Source organism: Pseudomonas benzopyrenica, from assembly GCF_036884265.1.
Classification (GTDB): Bacteria; Pseudomonadota; Gammaproteobacteria; order Pseudomonadales; family Pseudomonadaceae; genus Chryseomonas; species Chryseomonas benzopyrenica.
In genome coordinates this window covers 264,903-286,379 of sequence record NZ_CP145723.1, presented here as the reverse complement: position 1 = coordinate 286,379, position 21,477 = coordinate 264,903, and the positions used below count along the sequence as shown (strand labels likewise).

The 21,477-nt window shown below is 65.9% G+C and carries 19 protein-coding genes and 1 pseudogene; 12 read left to right on the top strand and 8 right to left on the bottom strand.

Annotation, left to right across the window (positions count from 1 at the left end; all coding sequences use genetic code 11):
* The first annotated feature begins 129 nt into the window (after window positions 1-129).
* From V6W80_RS01345 to V6W80_RS01335, 3 genes are all read left to right on the top strand, one after another.
* Window positions 130-1,188, top strand: a complete 1,059-nt coding sequence (locus V6W80_RS01345) for a haloacid dehalogenase-like hydrolase (RefSeq protein ID WP_160924225.1) — start codon at window positions 130-132, stop codon at window positions 1,186-1,188.
* Between the two features lie 58 nt (window positions 1,189-1,246).
* Window positions 1,247-1,777, top strand: coding sequence for a glycine cleavage system protein R (locus V6W80_RS01340; protein ID WP_017639869.1), 531 nt, complete (start codon window positions 1,247-1,249; stop codon window positions 1,775-1,777).
* A gap of 90 nt (window positions 1,778-1,867) precedes the next feature.
* Window positions 1,868-3,025, top strand: coding sequence for a hypothetical protein (locus V6W80_RS01335; protein WP_064306866.1), 1,158 nt, complete (start codon window positions 1,868-1,870; stop codon window positions 3,023-3,025).
* Between the two features lie 32 nt (window positions 3,026-3,057).
* On the opposite strand, the gene V6W80_RS01330 is transcribed toward V6W80_RS01335, so the two are convergent.
* The 3 genes from V6W80_RS01330 to V6W80_RS01320 all read right to left on the bottom strand — a co-directional run bounded on the left by V6W80_RS01330 (window position 3,058) and on the right by V6W80_RS01320 (window position 6,210).
* Complete coding sequence (locus tag V6W80_RS01330) at window positions 3,058-3,546, bottom strand: UPF0158 family protein (protein ID WP_017639871.1); 489 nt, start codon at window positions 3,544-3,546, stop codon at window positions 3,058-3,060.
* A 78-nt stretch (window positions 3,547-3,624) separates the two neighbouring features.
* Window positions 3,625-5,025, bottom strand: a complete 1,401-nt coding sequence (locus V6W80_RS01325) for a sugar porter family MFS transporter (RefSeq protein ID WP_338545679.1) — start codon at window positions 5,023-5,025, stop codon at window positions 3,625-3,627.
* Window positions 5,026-5,226: 201 nt separating this feature from the next.
* Complete coding sequence (locus tag V6W80_RS01320) at window positions 5,227-6,210, bottom strand: LysR family transcriptional regulator (protein WP_064306869.1); 984 nt, start codon at window positions 6,208-6,210, stop codon at window positions 5,227-5,229.
* Window positions 6,211-6,305: 95 nt separating this feature from the next.
* On the opposite strand from V6W80_RS01320, the gene V6W80_RS01315 reads away from it, so the two are divergent.
* The 6 genes and pseudogenes from V6W80_RS01315 to V6W80_RS23900 all read left to right on the top strand — a co-directional run bounded on the left by V6W80_RS01315 (window position 6,306) and on the right by V6W80_RS23900 (window position 10,807).
* Window positions 6,306-6,944, top strand: coding sequence for an alanyl-tRNA editing protein (locus V6W80_RS01315; protein WP_338545678.1), 639 nt, complete (start codon window positions 6,306-6,308; stop codon window positions 6,942-6,944).
* Between the two features lie 35 nt (window positions 6,945-6,979).
* A complete protein-coding gene (locus tag V6W80_RS01310; RefSeq protein WP_338545677.1) occupies window positions 6,980-7,750 on the top strand; it encodes a 2OG-Fe(II) oxygenase in 771 nt (256 codons plus the stop codon).
* Window position 7,751: 1 nt separating this feature from the next.
* Window positions 7,752-8,393: a LysE family translocator gene (locus V6W80_RS01305; RefSeq protein ID WP_017639876.1), complete on the top strand. Its 642-nt coding sequence runs from the start codon at window positions 7,752-7,754 to the stop codon at window positions 8,391-8,393.
* A gap of 31 nt (window positions 8,394-8,424) precedes the next feature.
* Window positions 8,425-8,754 (top strand): Arc family DNA-binding protein, encoded by a 330-nt coding sequence (locus V6W80_RS01300; protein WP_037063379.1) that lies wholly within the window; start codon window positions 8,425-8,427, stop codon window positions 8,752-8,754.
* 91 nt (window positions 8,755-8,845) lie between these two features.
* Window positions 8,846-10,060: pseudogene (locus V6W80_RS23905) on the top strand (methyl-accepting chemotaxis protein); the annotation flags it as partial.
* Between the two features lie 12 nt (window positions 10,061-10,072).
* Window positions 10,073-10,807: a methyl-accepting chemotaxis protein gene (locus tag V6W80_RS23900; protein WP_430707831.1), complete on the top strand. Its 735-nt coding sequence runs from the start codon at window positions 10,073-10,075 to the stop codon at window positions 10,805-10,807.
* Window positions 10,808-10,845: 38 nt separating this feature from the next.
* On the opposite strand, the gene V6W80_RS01290 is transcribed toward V6W80_RS23900, so the two are convergent.
* Window positions 10,846-11,430 carry a flavin reductase family protein gene (locus V6W80_RS01290; protein ID WP_257704778.1) on the bottom strand — a complete coding sequence of 195 codons (585 nt, stop codon included), beginning with the start codon at window positions 11,428-11,430 and terminating at the stop codon, window positions 10,846-10,848.
* A 173-nt stretch (window positions 11,431-11,603) separates the two neighbouring features.
* Here V6W80_RS01290 and V6W80_RS01285 point away from each other — a divergent pair, with 173 nt between their 5' ends.
* Window positions 11,604-12,296 (top strand): hypothetical protein, encoded by a 693-nt coding sequence (locus V6W80_RS01285; protein WP_064306873.1) that lies wholly within the window; start codon window positions 11,604-11,606, stop codon window positions 12,294-12,296.
* Between the two features lie 61 nt (window positions 12,297-12,357).
* Window positions 12,358-14,367 carry a DNA helicase Rep gene (gene rep / locus V6W80_RS01280; protein ID WP_338545675.1) on the top strand — a complete coding sequence of 670 codons (2,010 nt, stop codon included), beginning with the start codon at window positions 12,358-12,360 and terminating at the stop codon, window positions 14,365-14,367.
* Window positions 14,368-14,786: 419 nt separating this feature from the next.
* Here rep and V6W80_RS01275 read toward each other — a convergent pair whose 3' ends face one another.
* Together V6W80_RS01275 and V6W80_RS01270 are read right to left on the bottom strand one after the other, a co-directional pair.
* Entirely contained in the window at window positions 14,787-17,399 is a 2,613-nt protein-coding gene (locus V6W80_RS01275; RefSeq protein ID WP_338545674.1) for a cellulase family glycosylhydrolase, read from the bottom strand.
* 284 nt (window positions 17,400-17,683) lie between these two features.
* Entirely contained in the window at window positions 17,684-18,661 is a 978-nt protein-coding gene (locus tag V6W80_RS01270; protein WP_231357184.1) for a glycosyl hydrolase 53 family protein, read from the bottom strand.
* Window positions 18,662-18,809: 148 nt separating this feature from the next.
* Here V6W80_RS01270 and V6W80_RS01265 point away from each other — a divergent pair, with 148 nt between their 5' ends.
* Entirely contained in the window at window positions 18,810-19,361 is a 552-nt protein-coding gene (locus V6W80_RS01265) for a DinB family protein (RefSeq protein WP_338545673.1), read from the top strand.
* Between the two features lie 253 nt (window positions 19,362-19,614).
* On the opposite strand, the gene V6W80_RS01260 is transcribed toward V6W80_RS01265, so the two are convergent.
* A complete protein-coding gene (locus V6W80_RS01260) occupies window positions 19,615-20,169 on the bottom strand; it encodes a cupin domain-containing protein (RefSeq protein ID WP_064309213.1) in 555 nt (184 codons plus the stop codon).
* A gap of 177 nt (window positions 20,170-20,346) precedes the next feature.
* Window positions 20,347-21,417: an alanine racemase gene (gene alr / locus V6W80_RS01255; protein WP_338545672.1), complete on the bottom strand. Its 1,071-nt coding sequence runs from the start codon at window positions 21,415-21,417 to the stop codon at window positions 20,347-20,349.
* Window positions 21,418-21,477 lie beyond the last annotated feature (60 nt).

Genomic DNA, 21,477 nt, shown 5'->3' with positions numbered 1-21,477 from the left:
TGTCGCAGAGCGGCACGTTGTGCCGCTCTCGCATCCGGACAGGTCGTCCCTCACCCTGATCTGTAACAGCTTTTTGCTAGGGTTGCGGCAGGCGACCGCACTGGGCGGTCGCTGTGCCGGAGCCCGCCGATGCCCACCCTTCCCCGCCTTCTCGCCGGTCTGGCCGGTGGTCTGCTGTCGCTGACCGCCGCTGCCACCGAGCTGACCCATTGGCCAGCCGACGCCGCCCGCCAACTCGATGCCCTGATCGCCGCCAATGCCAATAAGGGCAACTACGCGGTGTTCGACATGGACAACACCAGCTATCGCTACGACCTGGAGGAAGCCCTGCTGCCCTTCCTGGAAATGAAGGGCGTGCTGACCCGCGAGACCCTCGATGCTTCGCTCAAGCTGATCCCCTTCAAGGACGTCGGCGGCCACCAGGAAAGCCTCAACAGCTACTACTACCGGCTCTGCGAGATCGACGACCTGGTCTGCTATCCCTGGGTCGCCCAAGTGTTTTCCGGTTTCACCCTGCAGCAGCTCAAGGGCTATGTCGACGAGCTGATGGCCTACGGCAAGCCGATCCCCGCCACCTACTACGGCAAGGACGACAAGGTCGAGACGGTGGAGATCAATCCGCCCAAGCCCTTCACCGGCCAGCAGGAGCTCTATCGCAAGCTGATGGAGAACGGTATCGAGGTCTATGTGATCAGCGCCGCCCACGAAGAGCTGGTGCGCATGGTGGCCGCCGATCCGCGCTACGGCTATGGCGTCAAGCCGGAGAACGTCATTGGCGTCACCACCCTGCTCAAGGACCCGGCCACCGGCGCCCTGACCACCGCCCGCAAGCAGATCGCCGAAGGCAAGTACGATCCCCAGGCCAACCTGAAGCTGCAGGTCACCCCCTACCTCTGGACCCCGGCCACCTGGTTCGCCGGCAAGTACGCGGCCATCCTCACCTACATCGATCCCTGGAAGAAGCCCATCCTGGTCGGCGGCGACACCCCGGTCAGCGACGGTCCCATGCTGTTCCAGGGCGTGGACGCCGCCAAGAACGGCATCCACCTGTGGATCGACCGCAAGGCCAAGTACCGCACCCAGATCGAGGCGATGATGAAGAGCAACGCCGAGGGCCAGGCCAAGGCCGGCGTAGCGGTCAACGCCGACCAGCACTGGGTGATCGTCAAACCCGAGGATATCCAGTAGGCCCGCGCTCCAGGGCGGGCTAGACTCGGGGTTCTCTCTGACTGCCCTGGAGCCCGCCATGGAACACCTGGTCCTGACCGTCATCGCCCCCGATCGCCCCGGTCTGGTGGAAGCCCTGGCCGACTGCGTGGCCGCCCAGGGCGGTAACTGGCTGGAAAGCCGCATGGCCCATCTGGCCGGCCAGTTCGCCGGGATCCTTTCGGTGGAAGTGGAGCCGGAATTGCGCAATGGCCTGGTGGAGGCCCTGCAACAGCTGGCCATTCCCGGTCTGCGCATCCTGGTCGGCGAACCCGGCCAGCCGGCTGCGGTGGGTGCGCCGCTGGTGCAGCTCGACCTCCTGGGCAACGACCGCGTCGGCATCGTCCGCGACATCACCCGGGCGCTGCATCAGGTCGGGGTCAACGTCGAACGGCTGTCCACCGAGACGCGCCCGGCCCCCATGAGCAGCGAGGTGCTGTTCCATGCCACCGCCCTGCTGGCACTGCCGGCGGACCTGGCCCTCGAAACCCTGCAGGCCCATCTGGAAACCCTCACCGACGACCTGATGGTGGAGCTCAAGCTCTATCGGCATGGACATGACCAGCACTAAAGTAGGCTTCAGGGCAGCGATCTATAAAGATCTATAAAGATCTATAAAGATCTATAATCGACTTTAATCGCCTTGAATTGGGAGTTGTCGATGCCCGAGCGTTTCTATCACCGACACGCCATGGCTACTACCTATGCTGCCAAGATCATGGCAGACCCGCTGCATCCCGGTCTGTTTTTGGCGGCGCCACGGCGAACCGGCAAGACCACCTTCATGCGGGAAGATCTGGCGCCCGCACTCCAGCTCGCAGGTGCCGAGGTGATCTACGTCGATCTCTGGTCGAATCGACAGACTGATCCGGCTGAGTTGATCAATCAAGCGGTTCAGGTTGCCATCGAGCGCAATCTTGGTCTGATCGCCAAGCTGACCAAGCAAAGCGGCGTGGTGAAACTCAAGGTGGGTGGGGTCGAGATAGATACCGGCAGCATTGGCAAAGCCAAGGGCGTAACCCTGGCCGCTGCGCTGGCAGCGCTTTCCGACAGTCTCGGCAAGCCGATAGCACTCATTATCGACGAAGCTCAGCATGCCGTGACCACCGCGGCTGGCAGCAACACGCTCTTCGCCCTCAAGGCGGCTCGCGACGAATTGAACGGCTCACACCATCACGGCCTGAGACTTATCTGCACCGGTTCCAGCCGGGACAAGCTGGCAATGCTCAGAAACAGCCGCGACCAAGCCTTCTTCAATGCGCCCCTGGTCAACTTCCCCCATCTCGACAGAGGCTATGTGGACTGGTTCTGCGCGCAGTCCAGGCTCGATTTCACCCTTGATCCAGAAGTAGTCTGGAGTAAATTCGTCGAAGCGGGCTATCGCCCCGAGGCATTGCAAGCGGCCCGTGAGGTACTCGAATACTCAATGATCGATGATGCTGCAGTGGGCAATGTCGCTTTTGCTGAAGCCGTCGACGAGCACGTGCGAGAGATGTCCGAGAGCGCTCTAGCCGTGATTCGCAGCCTCACACCGATTCAAGCGGCCGTACTGAAGGTGATGGCGGTCCAGGGCAAGGACTATGCGCCTTTCGAATTGGCAACTCTTGGCAAGTACGCAGAAATGCTACAGCTCGCCGGTATGAGCGAGGCCCAGGCCCAAGAGGCCGCCTACGCGCAGAACGTACAGCAGGCCCTGGCTGCTTTGCAGGAAAAGGCATTGATCTGGAAAGCTGAGCGCGGCGTTTACGCCATCGAAGAACAGGGACTGCCGGACCTCATGCGTAGCGCCGGCATGCTGCCGGACGCTTCGTCAAACTAAGGGTGTTCAGCTGACCATCGGGGCGGCAAGCCCTATCGCCCCTGCCCCTTCTCCAACCGCCGCCGGATGCCTTCGGGCATGTCTTCCGGCAGCGGCATCCGGCCATCCGCCGGCAGGGCCTCCAGGCCAGCTTCGTCCAGCAGCACCAGCAGTTCTTCCTTGAGGCGACTCAGGGCGAAGGCCTGCCAGGCGTCGCGTACCGAGGGGAAGAGCTCCAGCTCGTAGTCGAAGGTGCGGATCGGCCGCCGGCTCTCCAGGGCAGCGCGCAAGAGTGGCTGGGCGTGGGGATGACGCAACTGGTGCAGAAAGGCTTCGCGCAGCTCCAGGCGGTCGTCCTGGGTCAGCCGCGGCAATGGCAGGTAGCGTTCGGGATCTTCCAGCTCCTCGCGCTCTTCCAGACTGAGGTCGTCCGGGTCGAGCAGGCGCAGGGCGCCGCTTTCAAGATCGAGGAAGTGAGTACCGCGCTCCCGGCTGTCGAGGGCGGCAGCCAGTAGCTCGAGGTCGAGGGTCAGGGGGCGCATGACAGGACTCCGGCACAGGCGAACAGGAGCGGAGATAGAGCTCCGCTCCTGTTGCGACCCTAGCACCGGAGCTGGCGTTCAGCCCTTCCGCTGATAGGGAAAGAAGCGCCGTTCGCGCAGGTCGTGCTCGATCTGCTCCAGGCTCTTGCCCTTGGTCTCCGGTACCAGGCGCCAGATGAACAACAGGGCCACCAGGGAAATGCCGGCGTAGAGCCAGAAGGTGTGGGCGGCGCCCAGCTGGGTCACCAGGCTCAGGGTGGTGAGGGTCACCAGCAGGTCGAAGCCCCAGTGGCTGAAGGCGCCGACGCTGGCGCCCTTGCCGCGCACGAACAATGGATAGACCTCGGCGTTGATCAGCCAGATGCAGACGCCGAAGCCGCCGCAGTTGAGCATCAGGTAGGCGGCCAGGCAGGCCACCACCGTCCAGCGCTCGACCTCGGTCTGGGGACCGGCGCCCTGGAACAGGTAGCCCATGATGGCCAGGGCGATGATGGAGCCGGGGATCAGCGTCAGCAGGTAGCGACGACGACCGATGCGATCCACCAGGAAGCTGCCGACCACGGTCATGATCACCACCAGGATGGTGCTGCAGCCGGTGGCCAGCACCGCGGTCTGGTCGGAGAAACCGGCCTGGGTGAGGATGGTCGGTGCGTAATAGATCAGCGCGTTGTTGCCGGTGATCTGCGAGAACATGGCGATGCCCGCCCCCACCAGCAGCGCCGGACGCACCCAGGGCGAGAACAGATCGCTCCAGCTGCCCTCCGGCGCGTTGCTCACGGTCTTGATCTCGGCCAGTTCGGCCTCGGCCGCGGCCTTGCCACCGCGCACCCGTTCCAACACGGCCAGGGCATCCTGTTCACGCCCCTTGACCAGCAGCCAGCGCGGACTCTCCGGCAGCACCGCCATGCCCGCCAGCAGGATCAGCGCCGGCACCAGGCCGAGGCCGAACATCCAGCGCCAGTGCTCGTCCAGGGCGAAGCCGGTGAAATAGGCCACGGTGATGCCGAACACCACCATGAACTGGAACAGCACCACCAGCTTGCCACGGTGCTCCGGCGGCGCCACCTCGGCGATGTACACCGGGATGATCTGGGTGGAGCTGCCGGCCGACAGGCCGAGCAGGAAGCGCGACAGGATCAAGAGGGTGACGTTGGGCGACAGTGCCGAGAGCACCGACCCCAGGGCGAATACCAGGGCCACGCCGATGATGGTCTTGCGCCGGCCGAGGCGGTCGGAGATCGGGCCGGTGCCGAGGCAGCCGAACAGGGCGCCAAAGATGATGGCGCCGGTCACCAGCTGCTTGACGGTGTCGTCCATGGCGAATTCGCGGCCGAGGCCGAGCAGGGCGACGCCGATGATGCCGGTGTCGTAGCCGAACAGCAGGCCGCCCAGGGCGGCGATCACGGCGATGAGCACGACCAGCCCCTTGCGCGGGGTGGCCGCCACGGGTGCGGCGAGCGTGGGTGATGAAGCGAGCATGGGGAAATCCTTTCTTGTTTTGCCAGGGCAAGGATCGCGGCAGCGGCCAGATCCACCCGCGCGGGCGGGCCGTGGGGGAGCATGGCCCAGGGAAAAGCACGATGCGGCAGGCAGAGAAACGTTAGGTGAATCGTTTCACCTAATGATGCCAGTTGTAACAGGACTTGTGAAAAGCATCACGAAAGGCGGATCGGCAGCGCCCTAGCTGCCGATGGTCAATTCCTGGAAGCGCTGCTCGGGCAGCGCGGCCGCGCCCTGCCCCGGGCGCAGCGCCTGATCGCCCAGGCGCTCGACCAGGAAGTCGATGAACACCTTGAGCTTGGGCGGCAGGTGGCGCGTCGCCGGATAGAGCAGCCAGGCGCCACCCTGGTAGTGCGGCAGAAAGGACCAGTCCGGCAGCACCTGGACGATCTCGCCGCGGGCCAGGGCCGCCTGGGCGGTGAACAGCGGCAGGCTGCCGATACCGATGTGGTTGAGCACCGCGTCCAACCGTACCCCGGTGTGGTTGGCGGCGTAGCGCCCGCGCACGTTGACGTGAACCACCTTGGCGCCCTGGCGGAATTTCCAGCGCGAATCGGCCGGCTCTTCCGCCAGGTAGATGCAGCTGTGCCCAGCCAGGTCGCGCGGGTGCGCCGGCTGGCCGTGCTCGGCCAGGTACTGCGGCGTCGCGCAGAGCAGGTGCTCGATGGTGAGCAGCTGGCGACCCACCAGCCCGGGCGGCGGGCGGTCGGTGATGCGGATGGCCAGATCGACGTTCTCGTCGATCAGGTCGACCTGGCGGTCTTCCAGCAGCAGTTGCACGTCCACCGCCGGGTAGCGGCGCAGGAACTCGGCCATGTGCGGATGGATCACCGTGCTGCCCACCGCCTTGGGCACCGACAGCCGAACGATGCCGGCCGGTGCCTGGTTGAACTGACCGCTGACCTCCAGTACCGCCCGGGCGGCGCCAACCATGTCGCTGCAACGCCGATAGACCTCCTCCCCCGCCTCCGACAGCCGCAGCTTGCGGGTGCTGCGATTGAGCAAGCGGGTGCCCAGGGCCTTCTCCAGGCGCGCCACGCTGCGACTGGTGGAAGACGGGGTCAGACCCAGCTGGCGGGCCGCCGCAGAAAAGCTGCCGCTCTCCACCACCCGCACGAAGATGGCCATCTCGCTGAACAGTGGCAGGGGAAGATTTATGCTCACAGCGCAAAATTCCTTTGGAGAGAGGGTGGATTATCACCCTTGCGCGCACTCTTTAGAATGAGGACGTTTCTCGTTCTCCAAGAGTAGTAAGACGAATGACCGAGCGCCTGTATTTCCTGAGCGACAGCCTGATCGCCGAGGTCGAGGTCCATGCCTGTACCGCCGACGGGGACGGTTATGTCGTTGAACTGCAGGCCACACCCTTCCATCCCCAGGGGGGTGGCCAGCCCAGCGACACCGGCTGGATCGGCACGGCCGAGGTGACCCGGGTGGTTCAGGACGGCGAGCGCATTCTGCACCACACCAACCGTCCCCTGGCGCCGGGCCGCGTGCTGGCGCGGGTCGACGAAGGCCGCCGCCTGCTGCATTCGCGGCTGCATTCCGCCGGGCATCTGCTCGGCCACATCGGCGAGACCCATGGCTGGAAGCCGGTCAAGGCCCATCACTGGCCGGGTGAAGGCCGCATCGAATTCGTCCCGGGCGAGGAAACCGTCGCGCTGGACGCCGAATCCCTGCGGGCGCACTTCGACGCCCTGGTGGAAGAAGACCTGCCGCTGCAGATCGAGGTGCAGGCCGACGGCCAGCGCCAGGTGCGCTTTGGCGAGGATGTGGCGCGCTATGCCTGCGGCGGGACCCATGTGCGCTCCCTGCGCAGCGTCGGGGCCTTGAGCGCCCTGGGCGTCAAGGAAAAGAAGGGGCGCCTGCTGGTGAGCTACGACATGGCTGGCGCTTGATCCACCGCCCACCTCACCCGTCGAAAGGAGGCGCCATGCTGCTCGAACTCGACGCTCTCGACACCGAGAGCCTGCTCCGTCTCACCGAAGAACGCCTGCTGGCCGTGCGTGTGCGCCGCTTCGTGCCGCGCCCGCTGGCCGACGACCTCGGCCAGCAGATCCTCGGCAACGGCTTCGCCACCTACACCAATGCTCCTAGCATCGGTCGCATCGGCATGGCGTTCTACGAGGCGGAACACCAGCGCGCGCAGATGGACGACTATTTCGCCAGCGTCGCCAGCAACCTGGAAGAATTGCGCCGGCGCTGCCGCCCCTACCTCAATCCCATCGACCTGGTGCGCTGCACCCTCGACGAGGTCTGGCCCGCCGGCGCCCACCTGCAGACCCTCTGGGGCCGCAAGATGTACGTCGGCCTGTCACGGGTGGTGAAGCCCGGGGTACGCTTTCTCGCCCACCACGACATCTTCGCCAAGGACGCGCCGGGCAGCGAGGAAGCCGAAAGCCTGGTCGCCCAGCTGGCCTGCAACGTCTACCTGACCATGCCCAGCCTGGGCGGCGAACTGCAACTCTGGTCGCGCGAGCTGTCGCCGGAGGCCTTCGACGCCCTGCGCGGCGACAGCTACGGCATCGAACCCGACCGCCTCGGCCCGCCCTGCCTGACCCTCCGCCCCGAACCGGGCGATCTGATCCTCTTCAATTCCCGCCGCATGCACGCCGTGACCCCCGGCAACGATCAGCCACGCCTGTCGCTGTCGTGCTTCGTCGGCTATCGCGGGGTGGCCGAACCCCTCACGTACTGGAGCTGACATGTCCCCCTACCTGAGCGAATTCCTCGCCCTGGCCACCATCCACTTCCTCGCCGTACTGGCGCCAGGGCCGGACTTCGCCGTGACCGTGCGCCAGAGCGTGAGATTCGGCCGCCTGATCGGCCTCTGCACCGCCTTGGGCATCGGCGCCGGCATCTCCGTGCACGTGCTCTACACCCTGCTCGGCATCGGCGCCCTGATGCACGCCACGCCCTGGCTGCTGGGGGTCGCCAAGGTAGTCGGCGGCGCCTACATCCTCTGGCTGGGCTTCAACCTGATCCGCAGCAAGCCCACCGCCGCGCCGCTGGACGACAGCCAGTGGCAGCAGGCCGACCTGCAGCGGCAGTCACCCGGCAGGGCCTTCCTGACCGGCTTCCTGACCAATGCCACCAATCCCAAGGCCACCCTGTTCTTTCTGGCCATCTTCACCACCGTGGTCAGCGGCAGCACGCCGCTGACCGTCCAGGGCCTCTATGGCCTGTGGATGTGCGCGGTCAACGCCGCTTGGTTCGCCCTGGTCAGCCTGCTGTTTTCCAGTCCACGCGTTCGCCAGACCTTCCTGCGCCTGGGCCACTGGTTCGAGAGAACCATGGGCCTGGTGCTGGTTTTCTTCGCCGGTCGACTGCTGTTGTCGGCGCTTTGACGTCAGCCACCCCGTTTTTTGGAGGTCCGCCATGCCTTACGTCCACCGCGCTCCCGCTGGAATCCCCACGGAAAAATTCGTCGTTCGCCTGCCCGATGGCATGCGTGAACGCATCGCCGCCGTGGCCCGCTCCCATCGCCACAGCATGAACACCGAGATCGTCGCCTGGCTGGAACGCAGCCTGGTGCAGGACGGGGTCCTGGAGCAGCAGCAGGGCGAAGCGGACGACGACTTGCTCAATGCCAGCGAGCAACTGCTGCTGCAGCGCTTCCGCCAGCTCAACGAGCGCCAGCAGAAGGCGCTGATCTCGGTGCTGGAACTGGAATTGCCAGTACCCGTGAACAGCCGCGAAACCGCCTGACGGCGTCCGGCGCCACCGCCGGTCGGCAGCAGGCCGCTAGCCTGGCGACCAGCCCTGACGTGCGGCTTTCAAGTATCGATCGGGACGGCCGATGAAGGGGGTCTTCGACCTCGCTTCCGGTACTCCCATGTCTGTTTCCAAAGCCTCCTGGCTGAGCAATCTCGGCATTTCCAAGAAGTTGGCCCTGGGCTTCGGCGCCCTGCTGGTCATGGTGACGGTGGTAGCCCTGTTCGGCTATCTCACCGCCAACACCCTGCTCGATCGCATCACCAAGACGCGCTACAGCGGTGAGCTCAAGGCCCACATTCTCGACGTCAGGATCGACGAGAAGAACTACCTGCTCGATCCCAGTGCCGCCAGCGTCGCTCGGCAGCAGACCGATCTGGCCGTGGTCGCGAAAGATGTCGCCAAGGGCCTGAGCCTGCTGAGCAACCCGGCCAACGTCGCCATCCTGCACAGCATTCAGCAGGAGATGAAGACCTACCAGGAGCGCTTCACCGCCCTGCAGCAGTCCAATCAGACCAGCGCCGAGGCCCAGAAGGAGCTGACCCGGGTCTCCGATAACGTCACCGAGACCTTCGACCAGTTGTTCGACCTGGTCTTCGCGCCGGGTGGCAGCTACAGCACCGCCGACCTCAAAGCCGTGGCCGAGATGAAGGCGCAGATGGTCGGCGTGCGCCTGGCCATCCGCCGCTTCCTCGGCACCCCCGACGACAGCAAGTCCCAGGCGACGCTCAAGGTCATCGACGGCCTGCTCCAGACCCTGGCCAGCGCCCAGAAGCAGATCGACGGCGACACCGCCGCCCGCCTCTACAGCGCCACCCAGGACGTGACCCGCTATCGCGCCTTCTTCGAATCCATCGTCGCGCAGAATCGCCAGGCCCAGGCCACGGTCGCCAGCCTGCAGGAGCAGGGCAACAAGCTGGTGCAGTTGCTGGATCAACTGGGCGAGGGCCAGCTCAAGTCCGCCGCCGCCGAACGCCAGGCCGCCCTGTTCAAGCTGTTGCTGACCAGCCTGATCGCCCTGCTCATCGGCATCGCCGCCGCCTGGCTGATCGCCCGCCAGATCACCCAGCCGTTGGCGACCGCCATGGCCATGCTAAAGCGCGTCGCCGCCGGCGACCTGACCCCGAGCGACGCGGTGACCCGCCGTGACGAACTGGGCGAATTGCAACGCACCACCCAGGCCATGGCCGCTGACCTGCGTCAGCTCGTCGGTGGCATCGCCAGCGGCGTGGGGCAACTCAGCAGCGCGGCCGACGAACTCTCGGCCTTTGGCGTCCAGACCAGCCGTGGCGCCACCCAGCAGCGTGACGAGATGCACCAGGTGGCCACCGCCATGAACGAGATGGCGGCCACGGTGCACAACGTGGCGCAAAACACCGCCAACGCCTCCAGCGCCGCGCAGAACGCCGACAACATGGCGCGCGAAGGCAGCCGTACGGTCAAGCGCGCGGCCCAGGAAATCACCCTGGCCGCCGAAGAGGTGCAGGGCCTGGGCGCTGCCATGGAGCGCCTGGACGCCGCCAGCGGTCGCATCGGCAGCGTCATCGACGTGATCAAGGCGATCGCCGAGCAGACCAACCTGCTGGCGCTCAATGCCGCCATCGAAGCCGCCCGCGCCGGCGAACAGGGCCGCGGCTTCGCCGTGGTGGCCGACGAGGTCAGGTCCCTGGCGCAACGTACCCAGGAATCCACCCAGGAAATCGGCGAACTCATCGCCACCCTGCAGCAGGGCACCACCGAGGCCAGTGCGCGCATGCAGGCCAGCCGTGACCGTACCCTGGGCACCGTGACCCTGGCCCAGGACGCCGAGCGCGCCCTGGACGTCATCTACCAGACGGTGGCGGAGATCCAGAGTCTCAACCAGCAGATCGCCACCGCGGTGGAAGAGCAGAGCCTGGTGGCCGAGGAGATCAACGGCAACGTGGTCAAGGTCAGCGGCCTGGCTGAGGAGTCCGCCACTGCCAACGCCCATGCCGCGGCCTCGGTCAACGAACTGGCCCGCCTGGGCGGCGATCTGCAGCAGATGGTCGCGCGCTTCCGCGTCTGACCCCGGCCCCGACGACGCCAGCGCTGGCGTCGTCCGATTCAGGCCTTGGGCGTGAGCAGCTGTCCCTGGATACCGTCGCCGATCACCAGGAAGTGACCACCGGCGACGTGATGCAGGGTGCGCAGGCTGTCCTGACCGCGGAAATCCCAGCGCCCCTCGCGAAACACCCGGGCATCGGCCCGGGCGGCGACCACCTCGCCAAGAAACAGGTCGTAGCCTTGCTGGTTGTGCGCCTCGGGCAGCACCCGGCATTCCAGCCAGGCCACGCAGCCGGCGATCAAAGGCGCACCGACCCTTTCGCCAGCCAGCGTCTCGATGCCGTAGGCGGCGAACTTGTCCAGCTCCCGGCCAGTGGTATTGCCCACCGTCTGCACCAGATCCACCTGGGCCGCGCAGGGCACGCTGAGCACGAAGCTGCCCTCGGCTTCCAACAGCTCGCGGGTCCAGGTCTGCTTGTCCAGCACTACCGCCACCTTGCCCGGCTCGAAATCCACCGCCATGGCCCAGGCCGCGGCCATGACGTTGCGCCGGCCGTCGTGGGCGGCGCTGACCAGCACCGTGGGGCCATGGTTGAGCAGCCGATAGGCCTTGGCCAGGGGGACGGCGGCAAGGGTCGAATTCATGGATGGACTCCGGTGGGAAAAGCCCCAGGGTAACGCAGCCCTTGCCGTCCGGCGCCGAGCGGGAAAAAAATTGCCGCTTTGCATTGCGCTCGCCAAACGCCGGGAGACATCAGGGGTCTATCGCCCACTCCCGGTATGGGATCGACAAGAAACCTGCGTTAAGGATGACCGCTATGCCCACCTGCCTGGCTCGCTCCCTTCTGCTGCTCTGCGCCTGCTATCTCGGCCTGCCGCTGGCCCATGCCGAGAACGCCAAACCGCCGCACAGCGCCCCGGCCACCCAGCCGCTGCTCTCCAGCTCCATCAACGACTTCAGCAACGAAGACTGGGATCGCGGTGTGCTGCGCCGCGTGGCCGGTCTGACCATTCCCGCTACGCCAGCCAACGTCGAGGGCTTCATCAGCGGTCGTCAGGCGCAGCTGGGCGACGGCGAGTGGCGTGCCATCACCGATGTCCAACGCGTCGGCGACAATCTGGCAGTGTTCCTTGAGGGCAAGCCGCTGGATGCCGAGGCCGTGGGTTATCCGCGGCGGCTGGCGGTGGATGACGCCCCCGGCACCGGTCGGCACCTGCAGCGCCTGCCAGGGCGCTTCAGCACCCCGATCAACGACTTCACCAACCAGGATTGGCTCAAGGGCGTCTACCGCAAGGCCGCCGGCATTTCCATCCCGGTCACCGAGCGCAATCGCGAAGAATTCAAGACCGGCGCCATCGTCCGCCTGGCCGACGGCCAGGACTATGCCGTCACCTACGTCAACGAATTCGGCCGCAGCATGGCGGTGTTTCTCGACAGCCCGGCGCTGCCCGGGGAGAAGTACGGCTATCCGCGCCAGCTGACCTTCGTCGCGCCACCGCCCAAGCCTTGAGACCGAGGCGGACCAGCGCTGGTAGAATCCCCCGCCCAGCGTCGTCACCCCTCGGTCCGCCATGTCCAAGCTCAACCCCCGCCAGGCCGAAGCCGTGGCCTACATCAGCGGCCCTCTGCTGGTGCTGGCCGGCGCCGGCTCCGGCAAGACCAGCGTCATCACCCGCAAGATCGCCTACCTCGTACAGCAGTGCGGCATCCGCGCCCAGTACATCTGCGCCGTGACCTTCACCAACAAGGCGGCGCGCGAGATGAAGGCGCGGGTGGCCAGCCTGCTCAAGGCCGGCGAAGGCCGCGGCCTGACCGTCTCGACCTTTCACAACCTCGGGCTGAACATCATTCGCCGCGAGTACGTGCATCTGGGCTACAAGCCGGGCTTCTCCATCTTCGACGAGGGCGACATCAAGGCGCTGCTCACCGACATCATGCAGAAGGAGTACCAGGGCGACGACGGCCTGGACGAGATCAAGAACTACATCGGCAACTGGAAGAACGACCTCATCCTGCCGGAAGAGGCCTTGGAAAAGGCGCGCACGCCCAAGGAGCAGACCGCCGCGGTGGTCTACCTGCACTACCAGCGCACCCTCAAGGCCTATAACGCGGTCGACTTCGACGACCTCATCCTGATGCCGGTGAAGCTGTTCCAGGAGCATCCCGAGGTGCTGGAGCGCTGGCGCAACCGCATCCGCTACATGCTGGTGGACGAATATCAGGACACCAACACCAGCCAGTACCTGCTGGTGAAGATGCTGGTGCAGGAGCGCGCCCAGTTCACCGTGGTGGGCGACGACGACCAGTCGATCTACGCCTGGCGCGGCGCGCGGCCGGAAAACCTGATGCAGCTCAAGGACGACTTCCCTTCGCTCAAGGTGGTGATGCTGGAGCAGAACTACCGCTCCACCAGTCGCATCCTCAAGTGCGCCAACGTGCTCATCGCCAACAATCCCCATGTGTTCGAGAAGCAGCTGTGGAGCGAGATGGGCCACGGCGATCCGATCCGGGTGCTGCGCTGCAAGAACGAGGACGGCGAGGCCGAGCGCATCGCCCTGGAAATCCTCACCCTGCACCTCAAGACCCAGCGGCCCTACGCGGACTTCGCCATCCTCTATCGCGGCAACCACCAGGCCAAGCTGATGGAGCTCAAGCTGCAGCACCACCAGATCCCCTACCGGCTCTCCGGCGGCACCAGCTTCTTCGCCCGCCAGGAGGTCAAGGACGTGATGTCCTACCTGCGCCTGCTGGTGAATCCGGACGACGACAACGCCTTCCTGCGGGTGATCAACGTGCCACGCCGGGAGATCGGCTCCACCACCCTGGAAAAGCTCGGCAACTATGCCGGCAGCCGCGACCTGTCGATGTACGCCGCGGCCGACGAGATCGGTCTGGGCGAGCACCTGGACGCCCGCTTCACCGAGCGCCTGGGGCGCTTCAAGCGCTGGATGGATGGCGTGCGCCAGAACTGCGCCGGCGAAGATCCCATCGGCGCCCTGCGCAGCATGGTGATGGACATCGACTACGAGAACTGGATACGCCAGAACGCCAGCTCCGACAAGGTCGCCGATTTCCGCATGGGCAACGTCTGGTTCCTCATGGATGCGCTGAAGAACATCCTGGAAAAGGACGAGGACGGCCAGATGACCATCGAGGACGCCATCGCCAAGCTGGTCCTGCGCGACATGCTCGAACGCCAGCAGGAGGAAGAGGAAGGCGCCGACGGGGTGCAGATGATGACCCTGCACGCCTCCAAGGGCCTGGAATTCCCCTATGTGTTCATCATGGGCATGGAGGAAGAGATCCTGCCGCACCGCTCCAGCATCGAGGCCGACACCATCGAGGAGGAGCGCCGCCTGGCCTACGTGGGCATCACCCGCGCGCGCCAGACCCTGGCCTTCACCTACGCCACCCGGCGCAAGCAGTACGGCGAGCTGATCGACTGCACGCCCAGCCGCTTCCTCGACGAGCTACCGCCCGAGGACCTGCAATGGGAAGGCCTGGACGAGGCCCCCCAGGAGCAGAAGGCCGCCCGCGGCAACGATGCCCTGGCGGCGATGCGGGCGATGCTCAAGCGTTGAGGGGAAGGCCTTCACTGGGATCACCCTCACCCCAGCCCTCTCCCGGAGGGAGAGGGGGCGTCCGCAGTCACCACCGGGTTTCGCCATACGCCGATCAGTCCCTTCTTCCCGGGGGAGAGGGTTAGGGTGAGGGCCCACCCCGCGCCGGGCTGACACCCTCACCCCCAGCCCCTCTCCCCGGGGAGAGGGGAGCAAACAGCCCCCCTGCACCCACACCGCTCTTCCCCTTCTCACCCGAGATGAGGGCCCGCACCGCACCAGCCTGACACCCTCGCACCTCCCCCACGCCGCTCTTCCCCCTCTCCCCCGGGGAGAGGGCCGGGGTGAGGGCCCACCCAGCCTAGATCCCTACCCCCAAAACGACAACGCCCCCGCTGCCGGTCAGGCAACGGGGGCGGTGCTATGGCCGCGCCGGGCGCTTACTTGGCGAAGTTGGTCACCATGTCGAAGATCGGCTTGGGTCGCTTGAGGTCGTACATCATCCCGAAGTGGCGCTCGTGGATCACCGAGAGACTCGGCTCATCGAGCAATTCGTAGACGTTGATCTCGGCCACCACATCCTTGTAGCTGGTGTTGAGCACCGTGAGCATCTGCTTGACGCTGTCGTAGCAGGCCCGATCGCCGTCACGGCCGCCATCGGTGTTGCCCTGGTAGACGTTGCCGCAGTTCATCTCGTTGAAGAACACCTTGGTCCTGTACTTGGTGGCCATGGCGCGCATCTGCCCCAGGTACATGTCCATCCAGTAGCCCTTGTCGTCGAAGTACGGGTAGTAGTGGAAGCTGATGTAGTCGAAGTTGAAGCCTGACGCCCGGGCCTGGTCGAGGAACCACATGGCACCGTTGCGATCACCCGGGCAACGGGCGGTGGCGGTGCGGTCGTCCGAGTTGCACGCCATCACGTTGATGGTGGTCTTGAGGTTGGCGCCCAGCTCATCCGAAGCCTGCTTGATCCCGCGGTAGATGCCGACCAGGGTATTGATGCGCTCCTGGGCACCCGCCTTGGAATAGTCCTGCTCGTTGCCGACCTCCCAGATCTTGATGTCGTTGGCGTAGCGCTTGGCCAGGGCATAGGCCTGCGCCTGGGTCAGCTTGTGGGTGATGACCGGCCGCAGGGTGATGTTGTACTTGCGGGCCAGGGCAACCAGGCGATCCAGCTCGGGCAGGTTCATCACCAGGTACTCGCCGGAGCGATAGGTACGCAGGTTGCGCGCCGCCAGGACCTGCAACCGGGCTTCCATCTCGGCCGGCGGATAGGCAGCGCTGTTGTCGTGGCCGACCACCCCCAGGGGGATGTTCTTGTAGCCGCTCAGCGGGGCCGAGGCGACCGCCCCGCCAGTGACCGGCTGGACCACGTTCTGCACCGGTTGCACGCTGGCCGCAGGGGTCGGCGTGGTCGTGGTGGTGCCCTGGGCCAGCGCCGCGCTCACCTTCTTGTCGAAGGCGGCCTTGTCGTCGCCGGCAGCGGCGCGCAGGACTTCCAGCGGCAGGTTGGCCCGGGAGGTGACGCCATTGGCCAGCCGGCTGCTCCAATAGGCGCTGCCACTGCTGTCGGCGCTCCGGCCATAGAGGGTCTGATAGACCTTGTTGACCAGGGCGGCGCCGCTCAGGGATCCGTAAAGCGTGGTCGACTCGCCATTGGCGGCAAAGGTGGCCGCCAGTTGCTCGACGCTCAGGTCGCTGGCCAGTCGCGAGGCCCAGTAGTTGAGGCCACCGGCATCGGCCGCCCGGCCATAGTAGGCCAGGTAGAGCTGCTCGACGGTGGTCAGCTTGGTGGCATTGGCGGCATTGCCTGCGGTGCCCGTGGCGGCGCCGGTGGTCGCCCCTGCCGTGGCGGTGCTACCCGTGGCGGTCCCCGTGGTGCCGGTACCCGTGGTCGGCGCGACGCCGGTGGTGGTGCCAGTGGTCGCTCCAGCAGTGCCCGTGGCGCCGGTACCGCCGGTGGTGCCCGTGGTCGCACCGCTGGTGGCGGTCCCGGTCTTGGGTGGTGTGGCGGCGGTCGGCGCTACCTGCGGGCCGATGGCGACGCAGCTGTCCTTGTCCAGGTACTTGGCCAGCACCGCCCACTGCGGACGCTCCTTGCCATTGATCGGCTCGACCGCCTGATTGTAGGTACCCCAGCCCGGCCCGGCGGCCCAGTAGGTGGCCGGAATGCAGTTCTGCTTCAGATAGGCCAGCATGCCGTCGAGGATGGGCAACCAGCGCGCATCCGTGTCAGGTACGCCGAAGCCGCCGATGAAGCCGCGCTTGTTGTTGGCCTTGAGCCAGGCGACGAAGGGCTTGAGCCGCTCGACGCCATAACTGGGCGAGAGGGTCGCCACGTTCAGGCTGCCGTCGAAGAAGGCCTGGGCCATGAAGATCAGGTTGTTGGCCGGATCATTGAGCTTGAGCAGGGCGTCGTTCCACTGCGGCCAACGGGTGGTGTCGGCCCAGCCGTTGCCCTCGATGAAGATCGGATGGGTCGAGTCGACCGCGCGCACGCCATCGATGCCGTACTGGGCGGCGATCGGCCAGTTGCTCACGGCGTCGTGGGGCTCGTTCATGATGTCGTAGCCATAGAGCGCCGCATGGGTGCCCCAGCGCTGGGCGATACGGGTCATGAGATTCTGGAAGGCCTCGTAGGGGACTTCGCCCGCGCCGATGACCTTGCCCTGATAGCGGGCGTAGTTGTGCAGATCGAGGATGACCTTGACGCCGTACTTCTGGGCGTAGCCCAGGGTGCGATCGACCAGGCCGGCGTAGGTGGGATCGAGATTGACCCCCATGGACGGTTGCAGGCGCTCCCAGAGAATGGGGAAGCGCACCAGCTTCACGCCCTTGGCGCTCCACTGCTGGAAATGGCTCTCGGCCGGAAAGATGAAGTTGCGGTCGTTGACACCGGGCAGTATCTGGGCGGCAAAGGTGGCGCCGGAGAAGTTAAGACCGACCAGGTCAACGGCCTGGGCGGAGGTGGCAAGCGAAGCGGTGGCGAACAGGGCAGGCAAGAGCAGCGCCTGACGCGGCAGGCGGCGGGAGATGGAGCTAAGGATTGTCATCAAGAAGGAACCAGATAGGCCGAGGTGCGCGATTCGATCCGTGCATCCCACCTCGGTACAGCAGGAAAACTGCCGGGGAAGATCGTTTCCCCAGCACCTGCGAAGCCTAGTGCAAGCGCTAGACCAAGAAGAACCCGTGCCATCACGAAGCAAGGGTGAACGCGGTGTTTTGCCAGATGTACGGTGCCGATGATGGCACTTTCGCTACCACTCGTCGCTGACTGCATGGTCACGCAAAGAGCCGATCCCCAGGCAAAAGTCAGACTTGTCTGTTTTCTGGCGGCTCAAGGCGCTCCGGCATAGCGGCGGACCAGTTCCATGACCGGTTTGGGCCGATCCAGGTCGTACATCAGCCCGAAGTGACGCTCATGGGCAACCGGATGGGTCGGCTCGTCGAGCAGTTCATAGACGTTGATCTCGCGGACGATGTCGCGATAGCGCCCATTGAGCTCGGAGAGGATGTACTCGAGGCTGTCATAACAGCTGCGATCGCCCGGCCGGCCGCCGTCGGTGGTGCCCTTGTAGATCTCCGCGCAATTGACCTCGTTGTAGAAGATCTGCGTCCGGTACTTGGCCGCCATGGCGCGCATCTGCCCCAGGTAGAGATCCATCCAGTGACCGCGGTCGTGGTAATGCGGGTAGTAGTGGAAGCTGATGTAGTCGAAATCGAAACCGGCGGCCTTTGCCTGATCGAGAAACCACATGGAGCCCAGGCGATCGCCCGGGCAGCGCGCCTTGGGCCCGGTGTCGTAGGAATTGCAGGACATCACGTTGATGGTGGTCTTGAGATCGGCGTTCAGCTCGTCGGAGGCGCGCCGGATGCCCCGATAGATATCCACCAGCCGACTGATGCGGATGCTGGCGCCGATCCGCGAGTGATCCTGCTCATTGCCGATTTCCCAGATCTTGATGTCGTTGGCATAGCGCTTGGCCAGGGCATAGGCCTGGGCCTGGGTCAGTTGCTGGGTGATCACCGGCCTCAGGGTGATGTGGTACTGGCGGGCCAGGGCCACCAGGCGATCCAGGCGCGGCAGATCCAGCAGCAGGAATTCGCCGGAGCGGTAGCTGCGCAGGTTGTAGCGGTCGAGCAGCTGCAGGCGCTTTTCCATCTGCGCATCGGGATAGGCGGCGTTGTTGTCGTGACCGACCACCCCCAGGGGGATGTAGGGCAATTCGGGCAGGGTGACAGGCTCGGCGGCCCGGACCGTGCCACCCAGGCACAGGGCAGCGACCAGGCCGAACCAGGGCGACATTCGAGGCATCAGACGCATCCTTGCAGGTGGGCAGCAGAGCGGCGGAGCATGGCAAAGCGCCGCCAGTGCCTCAATCATGGATGACTCCAGGCTGCGACCCCCCGCACAACCAGGCGCGTTACAGTAGGTGTCCGCGCGCCGTGTCGAGGACCTGCCCATGACCGCCAACCTGCTGCTGGCCCAGGCCTGCAACAATCGCTGGTCGAACCACCGCCTGCTGGTCGCCTGCACCACCTTGCCGGCCGCTGCCCTGCACGCAGCCCAACCCGCCGCCTTCTTTGGTTCGCTCTGGGCCCTGCTCGGCCATCTGCTGGACGTGGATCTCTTCTATCTCGATGCGCTACATGACCAGCCCCGGCCTTATCAGGACACGGACTGGCCTGACCTGGCGACGCTGCGTGCGGCCCAGATCGCCAGCGACCAGCGCCTGATCGACCTGTGTCGCGGCCTCGTTCCCCAGCAGTTGACCACGCTCATCACCCTGCCCCGCGCCAGCGGCCCGGTACGGGAACAGCGACTGCGCACCCTGCAGCATCTCTTCGTGCACCAGCTGCACCACCGCGGCCAGGCCCACGCCCTGCTCCTGGCCAGCGGCGTCGCCCCGCCGCAACTGGACGAATTCTTTCTCGCCCAGGACGAACCGCTGCGCCGGACGGAGCTGGCGGCGTTGGGGATTGATGAAGGGGAGTTGTGGGGAATCGCCCCGTAGGTTGGGTTGAGCGCAGCGAAGCCCAACGGGCCTTACCTCAGCGTGGCGGCGATGTTGGGCTTCGACGATAGAGCTGTCTCAGCCCAACCTGCGGTCTGCTCACGAATCTACCCGGACCGAGGAACTCGAGCGTCCACTCGGACAGCCCCCTCTCCCTCCGGGAGAGGGTTGGGATGAGGGCGCCGCCGGCACAGGCTTCCAGAGGGAAAGGGCCGCGCCGTTTTCCACCCTGCAACCGCCGTGCTGCGGGTGCTCAGAAATTCGCCGGCGTGGTCGCACTGATCAGCCGGGCGGGGGCTTCGAAGGGATTGCGGAAGCGATGCGGGCGGCTGCTTTCGAAGTAGTAGCTGTCGCCCGGCTCGAGGATGTGCACCTCGCCGCCCACGGTCAGTTCCAGCCGGCCTTCCACCACCAGGCCGGCCTCCTCGCCCTCATGGGCGTACATCTCTTCGCCGGTGTCGGCGCCCGGTGGATAGGTCTCGTCGAGAAAGGCCAGGGCGCGACTGGGATGGGCCCGGCCGACCAGGCGCATGCGCACGGTGTGGGCGCCACTGGAGATGTCGATGAGCTCATTGGCGCGATAGACCACCTGGGTCGGCGCGTCCTGTTCCAGGTCCAGGGAAAAGAATTCCACCAGAGACATGGGGATGCCGGCCAGCACCTTTTTCAGCGAGCTGATGGAGGGGCTGACGCTGTTCTTCTCGATCATCGAGATGGTGCTGTTGGTCACCCCGGCACGCTTGGCGAGCTCGCGCTGGGACAGGCCCTTGAGGGTACGGATGGTTTGCAGGCGGGCACCGACGTCCAAGGTGGAGAAGACTCCTCGAGCAGGCGGGTGAGACGTGGCCAGGCCACGCGCGATAGGCGTGCCGCGGCACGGTGTTCGGCATCATGGCAACGCTGTTCGAGATTTACAACACCAGGGCGGACGTGCGGCCTTGCCGCCCTCACCTGACTTGGATAGCGGCCAAAGACCGCCCAGGGGCTAGTCGCGATAGCTGCGCGGCACCCGCTTGAGGTTGCACAGCAACTGGTAGGGGATGGTGTCGCAGCGCTCGGCCAGGTCCGCCACCGACACCTGGCGGCCCCAGAATTCCACCTCGCTGCCCACCCCGGCCTGGGGATGATCGGTGAGGTCGACGGTGAGCATGTCCATGGATACCCGGCCGATCAGCTGGCCGGGACGCCCTTCGATGGCCACCGGGGTGCCATTGGGCGCATGGCGCGGATAGCCGTCGGCATAGCCCAAGGCAACCACCCCGACTCGGGTCGGCCCGGCGGTGACGAAGCGCGCGCCATAACCCACCGGTTCGCCGGCCGGCAATTCGCGCACGGCGATCACCCGGGAGGTCAGGGTCATCACCGGTTGCAGCCGCTCGGCGGCGGCCTGGGGCGTGGCGAAGGGCGTCACGCCATAGAGCATCAGCCCCGGCCGCACCCAGTCGCCAGCCGCCTGGGGCCAGCCCAGGGTCGCGGGGGAATTGCGCAGGCTGGTGGGGCCCGGCAGGCCCTCGGTGGCGGCGCGGAAGGTGGCGATCTGCACGCTGGTGGCGGGGCTGTCCGGTTCGTCGGCGCGGGCGAAGTGGGTGAGCTTGACGATGCCGCTGACCTTGCCGCTGGCCAGCAGCCGGTGATAGGCGGCGGCGTAGTCCTGGGGAAAGAAGCCGACCCGGTGCATGCCCGAATCCAGCTTCAGCCAGACCTGCAGCGGGCGCGCCAGGGCGGTCCGCTCCAGCGCCTCCAGTTGCCAGTCGGCGTGGATCACCGTCCAGAGATCGTGCTCGGCGATCAGCGGCAATTCGTCGATGCCGAAGAAGCCTTCCAGCAGCAGGATGGGCGCGCGGATCCCCGCGGCGCGCAGCTCCAGCGCCTCCTCGATACAAGCCACGGCGAAGCCGTCAGCCTCGCTGGCCAGGGCCTTGGCCACTGCCACCGCGCCGTGCCCATAGGCATCGGCCTTGATCACCGCCAGGGCACGGGCATCGGAGAGTTCACGGGCCAGGCGATAGTTCTGGCGCAGGGCGGCAAGGTCGATGACGGCGCGGGCGGGACGCATGGGAGGTCTCGGCAGAGAGAGGGAAAGTTTGGGGGGCGTGAAACACCCTCACCCCGGCCC

Coding starts and splice junctions, on each gene's coding strand:
- V6W80_RS01345 (WP_160924225.1), top strand. CDS start 130: ATGCCCACCCTTCCCCGCCTTCTCGCCGGTCTGGCCGGTGGTCTGCTG.
- V6W80_RS01340 (WP_017639869.1), top strand. CDS start 1,247: ATGGAACACCTGGTCCTGACCGTCATCGCCCCCGATCGCCCCGGTCTG.
- V6W80_RS01335 (WP_064306866.1), top strand. CDS start 1,868: ATGCCCGAGCGTTTCTATCACCGACACGCCATGGCTACTACCTATGCT.
- V6W80_RS01330 (WP_017639871.1), bottom strand. CDS start 3,546: ATGCGCCCCCTGACCCTCGACCTCGAGCTACTGGCTGCCGCCCTCGAC.
- V6W80_RS01325 (WP_338545679.1), bottom strand. CDS start 5,025: ATGCTCGCTTCATCACCCACGCTCGCCGCACCCGTGGCGGCCACCCCG.
- V6W80_RS01315 (WP_338545678.1), top strand. CDS start 6,306: ATGACCGAGCGCCTGTATTTCCTGAGCGACAGCCTGATCGCCGAGGTC.
- V6W80_RS01310 (WP_338545677.1), top strand. CDS start 6,980: ATGCTGCTCGAACTCGACGCTCTCGACACCGAGAGCCTGCTCCGTCTC.
- V6W80_RS01305 (WP_017639876.1), top strand. CDS start 7,752: ATGTCCCCCTACCTGAGCGAATTCCTCGCCCTGGCCACCATCCACTTC.
- V6W80_RS01300 (WP_037063379.1), top strand. CDS start 8,425: ATGCCTTACGTCCACCGCGCTCCCGCTGGAATCCCCACGGAAAAATTC.
- V6W80_RS23900 (WP_430707831.1), top strand. CDS start 10,073: ATGCACCAGGTGGCCACCGCCATGAACGAGATGGCGGCCACGGTGCAC.
- V6W80_RS01290 (WP_257704778.1), bottom strand. CDS start 11,430: ATGAATTCGACCCTTGCCGCCGTCCCCCTGGCCAAGGCCTATCGGCTG.
- V6W80_RS01285 (WP_064306873.1), top strand. CDS start 11,604: ATGCCCACCTGCCTGGCTCGCTCCCTTCTGCTGCTCTGCGCCTGCTAT.
- rep (WP_338545675.1), top strand. CDS start 12,358: ATGTCCAAGCTCAACCCCCGCCAGGCCGAAGCCGTGGCCTACATCAGC.
- V6W80_RS01275 (WP_338545674.1), bottom strand. CDS start 17,399: ATGACAATCCTTAGCTCCATCTCCCGCCGCCTGCCGCGTCAGGCGCTG.
- V6W80_RS01270 (WP_231357184.1), bottom strand. CDS start 18,661: ATGCCTCGAATGTCGCCCTGGTTCGGCCTGGTCGCTGCCCTGTGCCTG.
- V6W80_RS01265 (WP_338545673.1), top strand. CDS start 18,810: ATGACCGCCAACCTGCTGCTGGCCCAGGCCTGCAACAATCGCTGGTCG.
- alr (WP_338545672.1), bottom strand. CDS start 21,417: ATGCGTCCCGCCCGCGCCGTCATCGACCTTGCCGCCCTGCGCCAGAAC.